15 protein-coding genes are annotated in these 14,841 nt (G+C 64.9%); 5 read left to right on the top strand and 10 right to left on the bottom strand.

Annotated features, from left to right (window positions below; translation table 11 throughout):
* Positions 1–23: 23 nt before the first annotated feature.
* The 3 genes from ACWHY3_RS18625 to ACWHY3_RS18615 all read left to right on the top strand — a co-directional run bounded on the left by ACWHY3_RS18625 (position 24) and on the right by ACWHY3_RS18615 (position 2,160).
* On the top strand, positions 24–1,226 hold the full coding sequence (locus ACWHY3_RS18625; protein ID WP_448127234.1) for an NAD(P)/FAD-dependent oxidoreductase: 1,203 nt from the start codon (positions 24–26) through the stop codon (positions 1,224–1,226).
* A 169-nt stretch (positions 1,227–1,395) separates the two neighbouring features.
* Positions 1,396–1,671: an HU family DNA-binding protein gene (locus tag ACWHY3_RS18620; RefSeq protein WP_071230476.1), complete on the top strand. Its 276-nt coding sequence runs from the start codon at positions 1,396–1,398 to the stop codon at positions 1,669–1,671.
* A 132-nt stretch (positions 1,672–1,803) separates the two neighbouring features.
* A complete protein-coding gene (locus tag ACWHY3_RS18615; protein ID WP_087720134.1) occupies positions 1,804–2,160 on the top strand; it encodes a hypothetical protein in 357 nt (118 codons plus the stop codon).
* 64 nt (positions 2,161–2,224) lie between these two features.
* On the opposite strand, the gene ACWHY3_RS18610 is transcribed toward ACWHY3_RS18615, so the two are convergent.
* The 3 genes from ACWHY3_RS18610 to trpB form a co-directional block, all read right to left on the bottom strand.
* Positions 2,225–2,938, bottom strand: coding sequence for a pirin family protein (locus ACWHY3_RS18610; RefSeq protein ID WP_448127233.1), 714 nt, complete (start codon positions 2,936–2,938; stop codon positions 2,225–2,227).
* 131 nt (positions 2,939–3,069) lie between these two features.
* Entirely contained in the window at positions 3,070–3,975 is a 906-nt protein-coding gene (gene trpA / locus ACWHY3_RS18605; protein ID WP_448127232.1) for a tryptophan synthase subunit alpha, read from the bottom strand.
* The gene (trpB, locus tag ACWHY3_RS18600; RefSeq protein WP_448127231.1) at positions 3,972–5,216 is read right to left on the bottom strand and encodes a tryptophan synthase subunit beta; all 1,245 of its coding nucleotides are present in this window, start codon (positions 5,214–5,216) and stop codon (positions 3,972–3,974) included. The genes trpA and trpB overlap by 4 nt, the downstream gene beginning before the upstream one ends.
* A 115-nt stretch (positions 5,217–5,331) precedes the next feature.
* Here trpB and ACWHY3_RS18595 point away from each other — a divergent pair, with 115 nt between their 5' ends.
* Positions 5,332–6,231 (top strand): LysR family transcriptional regulator, encoded by a 900-nt coding sequence (locus tag ACWHY3_RS18595; protein WP_448127230.1) that lies wholly within the window; start codon positions 5,332–5,334, stop codon positions 6,229–6,231.
* A gap of 49 nt (positions 6,232–6,280) precedes the next feature.
* Here the strand turns inward: ACWHY3_RS18595 and ACWHY3_RS18590 are convergent, their stop codons facing one another.
* Positions 6,281–7,174, bottom strand: coding sequence for an oxygenase MpaB family protein (locus ACWHY3_RS18590; protein WP_448127229.1), 894 nt, complete (start codon positions 7,172–7,174; stop codon positions 6,281–6,283).
* 20 nt (positions 7,175–7,194) lie between these two features.
* A complete protein-coding gene (locus ACWHY3_RS18585; protein WP_256961316.1) occupies positions 7,195–8,247 on the bottom strand; it encodes an Lnb N-terminal periplasmic domain-containing protein in 1,053 nt (350 codons plus the stop codon).
* 261 nt (positions 8,248–8,508) lie between these two features.
* Between ACWHY3_RS18585 and yccS the strand changes: the two genes are divergently transcribed.
* A complete protein-coding gene (gene yccS / locus ACWHY3_RS18580) occupies positions 8,509–10,746 on the top strand; it encodes a YccS family putative transporter (protein ID WP_448128178.1) in 2,238 nt (745 codons plus the stop codon).
* Positions 10,747–10,789: 43 nt separating this feature from the next.
* Here the strand turns inward: yccS and speB are convergent, their stop codons facing one another.
* The 5 genes from speB to ACWHY3_RS18555 are packed head-to-tail and all read right to left on the bottom strand — an operon-like array spanning position 10,790 to position 14,804.
* The gene (speB, locus tag ACWHY3_RS18575; RefSeq protein ID WP_448127228.1) at positions 10,790–11,749 is read right to left on the bottom strand and encodes an agmatinase; all 960 of its coding nucleotides are present in this window, start codon (positions 11,747–11,749) and stop codon (positions 10,790–10,792) included.
* Positions 11,750–11,786: 37 nt separating this feature from the next.
* A complete protein-coding gene (locus ACWHY3_RS18570) occupies positions 11,787–12,572 on the bottom strand; it encodes an amino acid ABC transporter ATP-binding protein (protein WP_448127227.1) in 786 nt (261 codons plus the stop codon).
* A gap of 18 nt (positions 12,573–12,590) precedes the next feature.
* Entirely contained in the window at positions 12,591–13,253 is a 663-nt protein-coding gene (locus ACWHY3_RS18565) for an amino acid ABC transporter permease (RefSeq protein WP_448127226.1), read from the bottom strand.
* Position 13,254: 1 nt separating this feature from the next.
* Entirely contained in the window at positions 13,255–13,914 is a 660-nt protein-coding gene (locus tag ACWHY3_RS18560) for an amino acid ABC transporter permease (RefSeq protein WP_448127225.1), read from the bottom strand.
* A gap of 35 nt (positions 13,915–13,949) precedes the next feature.
* Positions 13,950–14,804 carry a transporter substrate-binding domain-containing protein gene (locus tag ACWHY3_RS18555; RefSeq protein ID WP_448127224.1) on the bottom strand — a complete coding sequence of 285 codons (855 nt, stop codon included), beginning with the start codon at positions 14,802–14,804 and terminating at the stop codon, positions 13,950–13,952.
* Positions 14,805–14,841 lie beyond the last annotated feature (37 nt).

The following is a 14,841-nucleotide window of genomic DNA, read 5'->3' as shown; positions in this document are numbered from 1 at the left end:
GACCGACCGAACGAGCCCCCGTAATGAGTCAATCCGATCACTCCACCGCGCCATTGACGATCATCGGCACCGGCATGGCCGGCCTGGGCCTGGCCCGGGCGGTACGAAGCCACGATGCCGAGCGGCCGATCACCCTGATCAGCGCCGACAGCGGCGACGACTATGCCAAGCCGCTGCTCTCCAGTGCCTTCACCAAGCGGCAGACGGCGGAAAGGCTGGCGATACGCGATGCGGTGGGCGTGGCCGAATCGCTGCAGGCCCGGGTTCGCATCCATACTACGGTGGACGCCATTGATACCGCCAATCGGCAGCTTCGGATCGGCACCGAAATCCTGCCCTACGGCCAACTGGTACTGGCCACCGGCGCGGCGCCCCGGCAGCCGTTCGACGTGTCTCCCGCGCTGCACGATCGGGTCTTCCAGATCAACGATCTCGACGACTACCGGCGGCTGCGTGGCGTGCTGGATCGCCACCCCGGGCGACAGGCTCGCATCGCGATCATCGGCGCGGGCCTGGTGGGCTGCGAATTCGCCAGCGACCTGCACGCCGGCGGCCACCGGGTGGCGCTGATCTCTCCCGAGGCGACGCCGCTGGCCCGCCTGCTGCCGCCGCCGCTGGGGCGGGCGCTGGGCGAGGCGTTCGAGGAGACCGGCATCCGCAGCATTTTCGAACGCCGGGTGACGGCGCTCCATGACGACGGCGAAGGCGTGACGCTGGCGCTGGAGGATGGCGAAAGCCTCGAAGCGGATCTGGTGCTGATCGCAACCGGACTGACGCCCCGGACGGCGCTCGCCGAGGCCGCGGGGCTGGCGGTGTCTTCGGCGGGCATTCTCACCGATCGCCGGCTCGCCACCAGCGACCCGAACGTCTTCGCGCTGGGAGACGTGGCCTGCGTCGATGGCCTCGGCGCCCCGGGTAACGGCCTGAACGCGATGTACGTCCAGCCGCTGCAGGCCAGCGCCAAGGCACTGGCGGCGACGCTGACCGGCACGCCGACCGAGGTCAGCTACGGAAGCTGGCCGATCGTGGTCAAAACGCCGCTGTTGCCGGTGGTCGCGCTGCCGCCGCAAAAGGCGCCCCGCCGATGGCGGATCGAGGGAGAAGGCGGCGATTTCACTGCGCTGGCCGAGGACGACAACGGTGCCCTGCTGGGCTTTGCGCTGACCGGGCACTGCGTTCGTCGTAAAGTCGAACTGGCGCGAGCGACCCCCCCATTGCTAGGCTAGCCCCGGTGGCTGCGGATCTATAAGCCACGAATCGTCACCTGATGCTGGACAAACCGCGCCCCAAGCGGCCTATTATGCGACCGGAGGGCGTTGTTCCTCATCGAGAACAACAACTCGTCTCAAACGCGAGGCGTTTTAGGTGACGCCATTGCCAAACTAGGAGGGCTCTATGCGTAAGCCAGAACTCGCTGCGGCGATTGCCGAGCGTGCGGATCTGTCGAAGGACAAGGCCAGTCAGGTGTTGAACGTCATCCTCGACGAGATCACCGGTACGGTTTCCAAGGGTAGCGATGTCACTTTGATCGGTTTCGGTTCGTTCACGGTTCGCGAGCGCGCCGCACGGACGGGCAAGAACCCGCAGACTGGCAAGCCGTTGGATATTCCGGCCAGCAAGACCGTGGCCTTCAAGCCCGGCAAGGCTCTCAAGGACGCCGTCAGCAAGTAAGATCGGATCCTGGATTCTTGAGTCGCTCATTTGCCATGAGCGAAACGATAGCCGATCCGCCGAACGAAATAGGGGTGGATCGGCATTCTTCCCCTGCTGTATTCCCGTGATGGACGATTCGTGCGAGGTGGCATGAAGCTCAAGTTGATGCTCTGGTGGCTGGGCGTGATGCTCAAGCGCGCGCGTTCCCGCAAGGCGGCGTTTCGCGACGCCCTGGAAAAGCTCCAGCGATTCGATTGGGGCGTTGCCACCGAAGACCTCACGATCGCCCGTCACTACCGCATGACGCCACAGGCGATCCAGAGCGATGTCGGCCTGCCGATCGACCTGGCGCTGGAACTGCGCTTCCGCGACGCGGAAAGCGCCACGCGATTTCTGCGCAGGCCTTCCCAGCGCGCTTTTCGCGAAGGGCTGTTCAACGGCCAGCTGCGGCTGGTGGGAGACTCCCGCGATCTGGAGCGATTGCAGAGTTTGCTCAAGCACTTGTAACGCTGTCACCCGACGATAAAAGCCGGCAACGTCCCTGTCGCCGGTCGCTGATACCGCATCGATCTCAAGACGGCTGCACGGCCGGCAGATCGAAGACCAGTACTTCCGCATCCTCGCCGCCTTCCAGCGTCACGCCGGGCTCATCCACTAGCATCAGCGCATCGCCGCCTTCAAGCGCCTGACCGTTGACCGTGATACTGCCCCTGACCACGTGCACGTAGCTCTGGCGATCCGTTGCCAGTGGCAATTCTGCCCGTTCGTCGCCGTCCAGCAGCGACGCGTAGATGAAGGCGTCTTGTTGCAGTTCCAGCGAACCGTCGCGACCATCCGGTGACAGGATCAGGCACAGCCGGCCGCGCTTGTCGGCTTCAGTGAAATCCTTTTCGGCATAGCGCGGCGTCAGCCCCCGCTCCCGCGGGAACAGCCAGATCTGCAGGAAGTGCACCGGCTCGCTGGCGGAGTGGTTGAACTCGCTGTGCTCGACGCCGGTGCCGGTGGTCATGATCTGCACCCGGCCGGGGCCGATCGAGGAGCCGTTGCCCAGCGTGTCGCGGTGGGCCAGCTCGCCGCTCAGCACGTAGGAGAATATCTCCATGTCCTGATGGCCGTGCTGGCCGAAACCCTGCCCGGGAGCGACGCGGTCCTCGTTGATGACCCGCAGCACGCTGAAGTGCACGTGTTTCGGGTCGTGATAGCCCGCGAACGAGAACGAATGGTAGCTCTTGAGCCAGCCGTGATCGGCATAACCGCGTTCGTTACCGCGTCGAATCGTCAACATGGTCTGTCTCCTGGTTTCGGGCGCCGAACGTCAGTCACGGCGCAATGGAGACAGTGTATTGCCTAAATAATCGAACAAAAGCGCGTTTTTGCGCACGTACACGTGCGCAAAATCGAACGATCGGGGCGCGCTCAGGCTTCGCTTTTCCGGGCGCCGTGAATCGACTCGGCCAGCTCCCGCGTCAGTGCCAGCGCGCCCTCCACGCCTGTCTCGGCGAGCCGCTCGACCAGCGCGCTACCGACGACGACGGCATCGGCAACCCGGGCAACGGCAGCGGCCGTGTCACCATCACGTACGCCAAAGCCGACGGCGACCGGCAGGGGCGAGCGTCGCTTGAGCTCGATGAGCGATTCGCCCAGCGACGCCGCGATATCGGTTCGCCGAGTGCCGGTCACGCCATTGAACGCGATGCGGTAGACGAAGCCATCGCCCTGGGCGAGCAGCTTTGGTAACCGCTCCGGCGGCGTGGTCGGTGCCACCAGCGGAATCCGCGCCAGGCCCAGGTCGCGGGCCCGGGCGGTCAGCGCGGCGCCATGTTCCGGCGGCAGGTCGACCAGGATCAGGCCATCGGCGCCGGCCTCGGCAGCCGCCTGCAGAAAGCGATCCTCGCCGAAGCGCTGGATCGGATTGAGATAGCCCATCAGCACGATCGGGGTGTCATCGTCGCGGCGGCGGAAGTCGCGCACCCTTTCCAGCGTGCGAAACAGTGTCTGGCTGTTCGCCAGGGCCCGCTGGCCGGCGCGCTGGATTGCCACGCCGTCGGCCATCGGGTCGCTGAACGGCATGCCCAGCTCGATGATGTCGGCGCCCGCTGCCGGCAGGCGCTCGAGCAGGTCGCGGCTGGTCTCGGGGTCGGGGTCGCCGGCCATGACGTAGGTCACCAGCGCGGCGCGATCGGCGGCTTTCAGCGCGGCGAAGCGGCGCGCCAGCCGCGAATCGGCGATCAAGGCCTGGGTATTCGAGGTATTCATATCCAGGGCATCCGTATCCAGGACGTTCGTATCCAGGGCATCCGTATTCAAAGACGAAGCGCTCATGAGTCGGCCTCCTCGGGCATCAGGTGACGGGTGATGGTATCCATGTCCTTGTCGCCGCGGCCGCTCAGGCAGACCACGATGATCCGGTCCGAGCCCTGTGTCGCCGCCAGACGTCCGGCATGGTACAGCGCGTGTGCCGACTCCAAGGCCGGCAGGATGCCTTCCAGCCGGCAGCAGAGCGCGACGGCCTCCAGCGCCTCGTCGTCGGTCACCGCCACGTAGCTCGCCCGGCCGCTATCGTGCAGATACGCATGCTCGGGACCGATGCCGGGGTAGTCGAGCCCGGCGGAGATCGAGTGGGCATCGCGAATCTGGCCGTCGTCGTCCTGCAGCAGGTAGGTGCGGTTGCCGTGCAGGATGCCGGGCGTGCCGCCGTTGAGACTGGCGGCATGGCGGCCGCTCTCCAGCCCTTCGCCGGCCGCTTCGACGCCGATCATGGCCACGTCCGTATCGTCGAGAAAGGCGTGGAACAGTCCCATGGCGTTGGAACCGCCGCCGACGCAGGCGACGAGCGAGTCCGGCAGGCGATGCTGCATCGCCAGCAGCTGCTCGCGCGTCTCGCGACCGATCACCGACTGGAAATCCCGCACCATGCGCGGATAGGGCGCCGGTCCCGCCACGGTGCCGATGATGTAGAAGGTGTCGTCGACATTGGCGACCCAGTCGCGCAGGGCCTCGTTCATGGCGTCCTTGAGCGTAGCCGTGCCGGCGTGGACGGGCACGATCTCGGCGCCGAGCAGGCGCATGCGCTGCACGTTGGGCTGCTGGCGCTCGATGTCGGTGGCGCCCATGTAGATCACGCAGGTCATGTCGAGCCGCGCCGCCACCGTGGCGACGGCGACGCCGTGCATGCCGGCGCCGGTTTCGGCGATCAGACGCCGGCGGCCCATGCGGCTCGCCAGCAGCGCCTGCCCCAGCGCGTTGTTGATCTTGTGCGCGCCGGTGTGATTGAGATCCTCGCGCTTCAGGTAGAGCTTCGCGCCGCCGAAGTGTTCGGTCAGGCGCTCGGCGAAGTAGAGCGGCGTGGCGCGACCGATATAGTCACGGCGCAGCTCGTCCAGCCGTGCCTGAAAGGCGGGGTCGGCCCGCGCCTCGTCGTAGGCGGCCTCGATCTCGTCGATCAGCGGCATCAGCGTTTCCGCGACATAGCGCCCGCCGTAGCCTCGCCCTGCCTGGCCCCGGTCGTCCGAGCCGCCGAAAAAGCCATGCTCGTCGGGGAGATCAACCATCTTTGTGCTCATCAGTCGTTCCCGGTCAGTCGATTCGATGGGCTCAGACTAGGCTGGTCGCGCGGCGGAGAAAATCGATAAACTCTCCGCATCCTGTGAGTAAAACTCACCCATCGACGGAGGCGGAATGGCCACGCTACCTTCGCTCAATGCGCTGCGCGCGTTCGAAGCCACGGTTCGTCTGGGCAGCGTCAGCGACGCTGCGCGGGAGCTGAACGTCACGCACGGCGCGGTGAGCCGCCAGTTGCGAACCCTGGAGCACCATTTCGGCACGGCGCTGTTCGACAAGGCGGGGCGCGGGCTCGAACCGACGGCCCACGGCCGGGAGCTGTATCCGGCGGTGCATGAGGCTTTCTCACGCTTGAGCGAGGGCTGCGCCAGACTCGCGCGGCGTCTCGACGAAGCGCCGTTCACGCTGGCCTGCCCGGGCAGCCTGCTGGCGCGCTGGCTGATCCCGCGGCTCGACCGGCTCAACGCCGATCTGCCCGAGCTGCGGCTGCGGGTGGTTTCCAGCGAAAACGAACTCGACCCGCGCCGGGAGGATGTCGATGCCACGCTGCGCTTCGCCGCGCCGCCGTGGCCCGCCGACATGACGGTGTTTCCGCTGATGCCGGAACGAATCGTCGCCGTGGCGACACCGGCGGTCTGGACGGCGGCATCGCAGGCGTCGGCCGGGGCGATGCTGGAGCGGCTCACGCTGCTGGACACGGCGTCGCGGCCGCAAGCCTGGCCCGAATGGGCGGCGGCCATGGGTGTGGACGACGAGACGCTGGCAGCGGCGCGGGGCCGGGGGCGCAGCTTCGAACATCTCTACTATCTGCTGGAAGCCGCGCTGGCGGGCCTGGGTGTCGCCATTGCCCCGCAGCTGCTGGTGGCCGCCGAACTGCGTCAGGAGCGCCTGATGGCACCGTGGTCGGCGGTCGAGACCACCGCCTCGCTGGGGCTGTGGCTGGCTCCGGGAGTCGACGCCCGACGCGGCGAGCGTCTCGCCGAATGGCTGAAACGGGAGCTGACGCGAGACGCGTGACCGGCAGCGGCACCGGTTTGGCGCTTCACTGCTTCGTCACTTCAGCATTTCATCGCTGTGCCGCCTGCTCCCGGGCCTGCATCCGCTCCATGGCGCGACGATAGGAGCCGTTGCGCACCGCCCAGCGCACCACCGGAGCGATGGTGCGAATGCCGCTGCGCACGGCGTGACGCTCGAGGGTGGACATCTCGAGACTCAGCAGCCGCGCCGCCCAGGGCGGCAGCAGATCGATGCCGGCGCGCATGAACAGCGCGCCGACGGGGCGGATGACCGGGCTCAGCGGCAGCGCGTGCAGCAGCACGTCGATGACGTCGCGAGTGCGGGCGTCGCAGACCAGATAGCGCCGCTGGTGCTCGAGATAGTCATCGATGGCCGCCCGGCTCTTGGGCACGTGGCGCGCGCCCAGCGCTTCGGCCACGCGGGCGGTTTCGGCGAAGTAGCGATCCTGGTCGGCCAGGCTCAGGCCGGGATCGCGATAGCGAATATGGGAGGCGAGAAAGCGGCTCATCTCGGCGACATGGACCCACACCAGCAGGTCCGGATCGCTGGCCGCGTAGGGTGTGCCGTCGGCGGCGTACCCGCTGACGCTGTCGTGGACTCGGCGTACCCGCTCGAGAATGCGCTCGGCGTCGTCGCGGGCTCCGAAGGTGGTGACGGCGATGAACTGGCTGGTGCGGCGAAGCCGGCCGATCATGTCGCGGCGGAAGTTGGAATGGTCCCAGACGCCGGCCAGCGCCAGCGGATGCAGCATCTGCAGCAGCAGCGCGCTGATGCCGCCGCACATCATCGAGGTGAAATCCCCATGCACCCGCCACGCCATGGTCTCCGGCCCGAACAGGCCCGGATCGCCCTTGGGCTGGGTATAGTCGACCCCGCCCAGCGTGCGGCCGGTCAGGTGGCTGATACGGTTTTCGATGGCGTCGCGCAGGGAGGTCATTGGCATGAATGTCGGGTCAGGGCACGTCAGGGCGACGAAGCGTGAAGGATCTCGCCGTCGGCGGCGGGAACCCCGTCGCGAATGGCACGGGAAAAGGCCTCGCTCCCGGCATTGTACGGAATCTGCTGGGCGCGCGGGTTGATATAGCCGCGGCGGCGCAGGAACGCGAGCGGATGGCTCGTATCCAGCCCGCCGATCTCGTAGACGTATTCCGGCAGGTAGCCGGAGAGAATCAGCCGGATGTCCCGGGGCAGCCCGGCGACGATCCTGTCGACCATGTCGAACACGATGGTGGTGCAGTTGCTGGTCAGGGTGTTGTAGAACTCGGGCGTTCGGCGCAGCCGCTCGGCTTCGTCGAGATAGGCGACGAACAGCTCGCGGCGTGCCTGCGGCGAGAGCCCGACCTGGTAGAGATAGACGTCCTCGCCTCTGACGTTGCTGCGCAGGCGCAGGATGTCGTTCTCGTCGGCGGCGATCAGGTTGAGCTCGAACTGCTTGAAGAAGCCGCCGCTGATCGAGAACGCCTCGTCCCGCTCGCGCCGGATCTCCACCGAAAACGTCAGATGCCGGCCGTCGGCAAAGCCGAACGTGACCAGCGTGTGGGCGATGGCCGGGCCCATCCAGTAGGAAACCGCCATGTCCACCGAGTCGAGCTGCGAGAGATCGTACTCGCGGGTCTCCCAGCGCGTCGTCGCGGTGTCCGGCGTCTGCCACTCGAAGTCGCGCACGTTGTGAAGCCGGACCCGGTCGCCCTCGCGTTCGACCGAGAGCTGGCGCGCCACGTCCGGCGCCCAGTCCCGCTCGTTGCTGGGCTCGAGGCTCTGCCACCAGCTCACGACGGCGATCAGCGCCAGCGCGAACAGGACGCGCAGCGCCGACGACGCCCGGCGATGGCGGCGCTTTGCCAAGGGGGCCAGCAGCGCGGCCAGGCCGACCAGCACCCATGCTGCGATCACCAAATCGACGACGAGCGTTGGTCCCGGCAGTTCGAAGTGCAGCGCCAGCACGCCCCAGGCGATCACGGCCAGCAACACCAGCGCCCGCAATGCCTGGCCCATGATGGCGAGTGCTCGCCACACGGCGTTTCGATGCGAATGCCTGGTCGGTCGCACGCTCTGCCTCAATCTTCCGGTAAACCCCGATCATGCCGAACTCCGGGACAGGGATGAAGTGGGAGCGTGGATAAAGCGTAAAGCCGTTGCTGCCGATAGGTGTAACGACGTTATACTAAAGTCTAACGCCTGGTGGGGTTCTCTATTCGTTCATGGTCGGCGGCGTCTGTTCCCGGTATCGCGGGCGCGCTATCTTGACGGCACGACCACAATCCTGGAGAGACCGAGATTTCCGATTCGTTTTCCCACTCCCTGCGCCAGCTGTGGACGCTGGACAAGTTCGCCTACAGCTTCCGCGTGTTCCTGGCGTTCAGTGGCGCCATTGCGCTGAGCTGGTCCCAGGATCAGATCGCGCTCGCCATTCCGCTGTTCCTCGGCATCATCGCCAGCGCGCTCTCCGAGACCGATGACAACTGGGAAGGCCGCGTTCGGGCGCTGCTGGTCACGCTGATCTGTTTCCTGGTCGCCTCGTGCTCGGTGGAGCTGCTGTTCCCCTGGCCGTGGCTGTTCGCGCCCGGTCTGGCACTGTCGGCGTTTACCTTCATCATGCTCGGGGCCATCGAGCAGCGCTACGCCACCATCGCCTCGGCGACGCTGATCCTGTCGGTCTATTCGATGATCAATATCGAGCAGCACGGCGGCACCACCGACGGCAATTTCTGGCATCAGCCGCTACTGCTGGTCGGCGGTGCGGCCTGGTACGGGGCGATTTCGGTCGTCTGGTGTGCGCTGTTCTCGCGCCAGCCGGTCAAGCAGAGCATGGCGCAGCTCTACCGGGAGCTGGGCGAATATCTGATCATCAAGGCGACACTGTTCGAGCCGCTGCGCGGGGTCGATGTCGAAAGCCGTCGCGTTGCGCTGGCGCGCCAGAACGGCCGCGTGGTGACCGCGCTCAATCAGGCCAAGGAGATGATCTTCCGCCGGCTCGAGGGCCAGCGTGGCAGCCGCAAGCTCAACCGCTACCTGCGGCTCTATTTCATCGCCCAGGACATCCACGAGCGGGTCAGCGCCTCCCATTACCCCTATTCGGCATTGACCGAGACCTTCTTCCATCACGACGTGCTGTTTCGCTGCCAGCGGCTGCTCGACCAGCAGGGCCGGGCGTGCAAGCGGCTGGCCAAGGCGCTGCTGCTGCGCCAGCCCTTCGAGCACGGCCAGAGCGAGCAGGCGCTGGAGGATCTGCGGGCGTCGATCGTCTACCTGCGGGCGCAGCGCAATCCGGAATGGACCCCGCTGCTGCGCTCGCTGCAGGCACTGGGCCGTAACCTGGCGACACTGGAGGACCAGCTCTCCAGCGCCCACAACCCGGATGCGGTGGTCGATCAGAAGGACGCCAGTCTCCTCGACCGCTCGCCGCGCAGCTTTCGCGACGCCTGGGAGCGCATTCGTCTCAACCTGACGCCGGGATCGCCGACCTTTCGTCATGCCCTTCGCCTGTCGACCGCGCTGCTGGTGGGCTATGGCGTGCTGCATCTGGTTCACCCGACCCAAGGCTACTGGATCCTGCTGACCACGCTGTTCGTGTGTCGGCCCAACTTCGGTGCCACGCGCCGCTTCCTGCGCCAGCGCATCATCGGTACGGTAGTCGGCCTGGTGGTGGGCTGGGCGCTGATCAGCCTGTTCCCGAACCCGCTGCTCCAGTCGCTGATTTCCGTGGTGGCCGGCGTCGTCTTCTTCGCCAATCGCGAGAAGCATTACGTCATCGCCACTGCCGCCATCACCACGCTGGTGCTGAGCAGCTTCAACCAGGTCGGCGACGGTTTCGACCTGATCCTGCCGCGGCTGATCGATACCCTGATCGGCGCGCTGATATCCGGCCTGGCGGTGTTCTTCATCCTGCCGGACTGGCAGGGGCGGCGCCTGCACAAGGTGGCCTCGACGGCGCTGGCCAACAGCACACTCTATTTGCGCGAGATCATCCACCAGTACGAGGCCGGCAAGCAGGACGACCTCGCCTACCGGCTGGCACGCCGCAACGCCCACAACGCCGATGCCGCACTCTCCACGGTGCTGGCCAACATGCTGCAGGAGCCGGGGCACTACCGCAAAAAGGACGCCGACGAGGGTTTCCGCTTCCTGGTCGTCTCCCACACGCTGCTGGGCTATCTCTCGGCGCTGGGCGCGCATCGGGGCGCGCTGGCGGCCAACGAGTCGAATGCCGAAAGCGATGCCGAGATCTATGCCGCCGCGCGGCGGATCGCGGATCGCTTCGACGCCATTGCCGCCAACCTGCAGTCGCGCCAGCCCATCGACGACCCCCGGGGCGAGCAGAACGCGCTGGTGGCGATCTTCGAGCAGGAGCCCACCGCCGCCCAGGACGACGCCGACGACGAGCGCCGCGTGATCCAGACTCAACTGCTGCACATCAGCCGCCAGCTGGTGCCGATGAGCGAAGCGGCGGCCCGGCTGATCGAGACTCAGACCCAAGTGGCACACGAAGAGAAGGCCGTCGCGGAAGCGGCCTGAGCGTGACGCCCAGGCCGGTAGGGGAAACCCGCAGTCGGGAGATTTATCGGTTTCTGTGGTGAGTGATTCGACCGATCGCGTTGAGCAGAACCTGCGCGGCAAGGATGGCGGTGGAGCCGGTGCGGTCGTAGTCCGGGGCGACCTCGACCAGATCCAGCCCGACGATGGTGCCGCGCTTGGCGAGTCCGTCGATCAACTCCAGCACCTCGTAGTAGAGGAAGCCGCCGTGGCTCGGCGTGCCCGTGCCGGGTGCGATCGAGGGGTCGAAACCGTCGATGTCGATAGTCAGATAGTAACGTTTGCCTTCCGGAATTCGCGCCAGTACCTGATCGACGCCCAGCTTGCGGAACTGGCGGACGGAGAGGATATCCGAGCCCATGGCGCGAGCATCGTCGTAGCCCTCTTTCGAGGTCGAGGAGACGTTGCGAATGCCGATTTGACTCAGTCCCTCGACCCACGGCTTTTCGGCGGCGCGGCGCATCGGGTTGCCGTGGCCGTACTTCACCCCGTGGCGCTCGTCGACGAAGTCGAGGTGGGCATCGACCTGGACCAGATGAATCGGCTCCTCGTCGGAGAAGGCGTTGATGCAGGGAATGTTGATCGAGTGATCGCCGCCCATCACGACCGGAATCGCGCCGGCTGCGAGGATTTTGCGCACGCCAAACTCGATGTTGGCGTGGCTCTTCATGGTATCGGTGTGGACGATGTCCGCATCGCCGATATCGACGACCTTGATCTCGCTCGGGTCGAGATAGGTGACGTCGTCCTCGTGGTCGTAGGCGCCGGAGTGGCCGAAGGCGAACAGGGTAGACGCTTCGCGGATCGCACGCGGGCCCATGCGGGCGCCAGATCGCCACTGGGCGCCGAAATCGAACGGCGCGCCGAGCACCGCGACATCGGCGTCGATATTATCCCAGTTCTCGACATAACGATATTTGCCGAACGTGCAGATGCCCACAAAAGGCAGATTGAGTCTTCCCGAGTCATAACCGTGCTGAGACATCTCTTCTCCGAAATTGCGTGGTACAGAATGAAGGGAATCAATCGAACTGGCGCTGACGCCAGGTATCGAGAAACTGCTTGAGGCGCTCGCTCTCGGGGCGTGAGAACAACGTGTCGGGCTGAGCCGACTCGACGATGCTGCCCTGATCCATGAACACCACACGATCGGCAACCTTGGCGGCAAAGCTCATCTCGTGCGTGACGATCGCCATGGCCATGCCGTTGTCGGCCAGATCCCGGATGACCTCGAGGACCTCGCCTACCAGTTCCGGGTCGAGCGCGGAAGTGGGTTCGTCGAAGTACATGACCTTGGGTTCGAGCGCCATGGCCCGCGCGATGGCGACACGCTGCTGCTGTCCACCCGAAAGACTGGCCGGGTAATGGTGCGCTCGGTCCCGCAGGCCGACGCGATCGAGCAATTCGAGCCCGCGCGAGTTGGCATCCCGCCTCGACGAGCGATTGACCAGGCGCAGCGCCAGATTGACGTTCTCCAGCGCGGTCAGATGTGGCCAGAGATTGAAGTGCTGAAACACCATGCCGACGGGTTGACGTACTTCGTCGATGGTTTTCTCGCTGGCGCGGACTCGCTTGCCGCCCTTTTCTTCATAGCCCAGCAGTTTGCCGTCGATGTAGACACTGCCTGATTCATAGGTCTCGAGAAACGCCAGGCAGCGCAGCAGGGTACTTTTCCCCGATCCCGAAGGACCGATAATGCAGGTCACCTCGCCGTCGTGAAGGCTGAAATCGATGTCCTTGAGAATATCAACGCCGTTGAACTGCTTGCCGAGCCCTCGGGCAGAGACGATTTCCTGTGGAGTAGCCATATGCGATCCGAGAGTCGGTTAACGGGAAGTGGAGGTTTTGAGGGAGCGACGCTCGACGCGCGACCCGCCGAAGGAGATCACTTCGATGATCAGCCAGTAGAGCAGTGCCGCGGCGATGTAGGGCTCCGTGGCACTGAACGTCTGGTTGACGACGGTCGTTGCGCTCTTGGTCAGATCGTCGACGGAGATAACCGACAGCAGCGCGGATTCCTTGACCAGAATGATGATCTGGTTGGTCGTCGGTGCAGCGATCAGCTTGCGCATCTGTGGCAACTGAATTTGCGTGAGAACATGACGGCTCGGAATGCGCAGCATGCGCGCCGCTTCCAGCTGCCCTTGTGGAATGGCGCTGAAGCCGCCGCGAAAAAGCTCCGAGAAGTATCCGGCACCATAGGCGCCGATGCCGATCAAGCCGGCGGTGGCCGCGTCCAGCCGGATACCGATGCTGGGACCGCCGTAATAGAGCACGAACAGTAGGATCAGCAGCGGCACTCCGCGACAGATTTCGACGTAGCCGGCGATGAGGTAGTACAGCACGCGGGCAAACTTCATCTGCGCGATGGCCAGGACCAAGCCCAGAGCGATCGCCAGCAGGCAGCCGAAAAAGCAGATCCATAGGGTATTCCACAGGCCGAACGCGATGATCTGCCAATTGTCTTGAATGACACCGATATCGAACATGTCAGCTCCCCTGCGCGAGGCGGCCAGCGCTTCGCCGTTCGAATCTTGCGCTCAGGCGCGCGATGGTCAGCGTCACCAATAGATAGATCGCGCCCGCGGCTAGATAAGTCTCCAGTGGCAGGTAGTTGCGCGAGGCGATCTGCTGGCTGACGCGTATCAGTTCGGTCACTGCGATGATAGAAACTAGCGACGAGTTCTTGATGATCGTAATGACTTCGCTGGTCAATGGCGCCAGGATTAGCCTGAAGGCTTGCGGAATGACGATATGGCGCTGGGTGTGCCAGCGGGAGAGGCCGCACATTCTGGCAGCCTCTAGCTGTCCGGAGGGAACATTGGCGATGCCGCTGCGATAGATTTCGGCCTGAAAGGCTGCCGTGTTCAGCGACAGCGCGAGAATGGCGGCCAGGATCGGTGGCACGTCAAATCCGATTTCAGGGAGTAAATAGAACACCAGCAGCAGCTGGATTAGGATCGGCGTGCCGCGCCAGAAACTGCGATAAACGCCGCACAGTCGTCGCACGACGCGATGGCGGCTCAGCAAGCCGTAGGCAATCGACATGCCGAGCGCGGCACCCAGCCCGATCGCGGCAAGCGACACGATCAGCGTGATGCCGAGCCCTCTGGTAAAGGCATCGCCATTGTTCAGCAGAATGTCCAGCATCGCGATACTCCGCTAACCGTTGTCGCTCATCCGTCTCAGGAGTTCGGCATGGCAGCCGGCAGTTCGGCCGGCAGATCCATTGGTGCGCCGAACCACTTTTGCTGGAGCTCTTCCAGCGTGCCGTCCTCTTCCATCTGATGGATTTTCTTGTCCATCAAGGCGTTGAGCGAAGCGCTCTCGTCGTCGTTGCGACCGGCCCAGGTGAAGTAGGTCGGATCGCCGAAGGTGCCGACAACCTTGAACATGTCCGGGCGCTGCTTCTGAACGTCGAGCAGGTTGGGAAGGCTGTTGACGACCGCGTCGACGCGACCCGCCGCGAGATCCGCGTAGGCTTCGTCGAAGCCGGTGTAGGTGCTGATACTGGCGACAGGCGTGCCGGCCTGATCCAGCGACTTGGCCTGCTTCTCGAGTGCAGCGAGCTGCGCCGAACCGGCCTGGGACGCCGTTTTCAGGCCACCCAGCTGGTCGGCAGACTGGATATTGTCGTCGTCGGCTCGCTTGAGTACGGCCATGGTGGCATCGGCGATTGGCGCACTGAGGTGGTAACGCTGCATGCGTTCCGGCGTGGCGGTCACGGAGGTCACGACATAGTCGAACTTGCCGTTCTGCAGTCCGGGAAGGATGCCCTGCCACGGCAGATCCAGACGATCCAGCGAGACGTTCTTGAACTCCGGAGAGTCCATGATGATTTTCATCATATCGGCCGAATAGCCCTTGATCTTGCCGTCCTCGACGAACTCGAATGGCGGGAAGCGCGCTTCGGTGCCGACGGTCAGCTTGCCTTTCTGCTGCACCTGATCGAGCAGGTCCGCCTGCACGCTGGCGGTGAGGGAATAAAGGCTCAAGGCAAGAGCCATCATGCCGGAGAAACGGGTTACGGAGCGGTTCATGAGCATTTCCAGTAATTGTGGTTATGACGATTGAAAA

It is taken from the genome of Salinicola sp. NYA28a (assembly GCF_976982775.1).
The sequence above is the reverse complement of the archived record's forward strand: the minus strand, read 5'-3'. Positions and strand labels throughout refer to the sequence as shown.

Excerpts from the sequence above, each read along its gene's own strand:
- ACWHY3_RS18625 (WP_448127234.1), top strand. The coding sequence starts at position 24 with ATGAGTCAATCCGATCACTCCACCGCGCCATTGACGATCATCGGCACC.
- ACWHY3_RS18620 (WP_071230476.1), top strand. The coding sequence starts at position 1,396 with ATGCGTAAGCCAGAACTCGCTGCGGCGATTGCCGAGCGTGCGGATCTG.
- ACWHY3_RS18615 (WP_087720134.1), top strand. The coding sequence starts at position 1,804 with ATGAAGCTCAAGTTGATGCTCTGGTGGCTGGGCGTGATGCTCAAGCGC.
- ACWHY3_RS18610 (WP_448127233.1), bottom strand. The coding sequence starts at position 2,938 with ATGTTGACGATTCGACGCGGTAACGAACGCGGTTATGCCGATCACGGC.
- trpA (WP_448127232.1), bottom strand. The coding sequence starts at position 3,975 with ATGAGCGCTTCGTCTTTGAATACGGATGCCCTGGATACGAACGTCCTG.
- trpB (WP_448127231.1), bottom strand. The coding sequence starts at position 5,216 with ATGAGCACAAAGATGGTTGATCTCCCCGACGAGCATGGCTTTTTCGGC.
- ACWHY3_RS18595 (WP_448127230.1), top strand. The coding sequence starts at position 5,332 with ATGGCCACGCTACCTTCGCTCAATGCGCTGCGCGCGTTCGAAGCCACG.
- ACWHY3_RS18590 (WP_448127229.1), bottom strand. The coding sequence starts at position 7,174 with ATGCCAATGACCTCCCTGCGCGACGCCATCGAAAACCGTATCAGCCAC.
- speB (WP_448127228.1), bottom strand. The coding sequence starts at position 11,749 with ATGTCTCAGCACGGTTATGACTCGGGAAGACTCAATCTGCCTTTTGTG.
- ACWHY3_RS18570 (WP_448127227.1), bottom strand. The coding sequence starts at position 12,572 with ATGGCTACTCCACAGGAAATCGTCTCTGCCCGAGGGCTCGGCAAGCAG.
- ACWHY3_RS18565 (WP_448127226.1), bottom strand. The coding sequence starts at position 13,253 with ATGTTCGATATCGGTGTCATTCAAGACAATTGGCAGATCATCGCGTTC.
- ACWHY3_RS18560 (WP_448127225.1), bottom strand. The coding sequence starts at position 13,914 with ATGCTGGACATTCTGCTGAACAATGGCGATGCCTTTACCAGAGGGCTC.
- ACWHY3_RS18555 (WP_448127224.1), bottom strand. The coding sequence starts at position 14,804 with ATGAACCGCTCCGTAACCCGTTTCTCCGGCATGATGGCTCTTGCCTTG.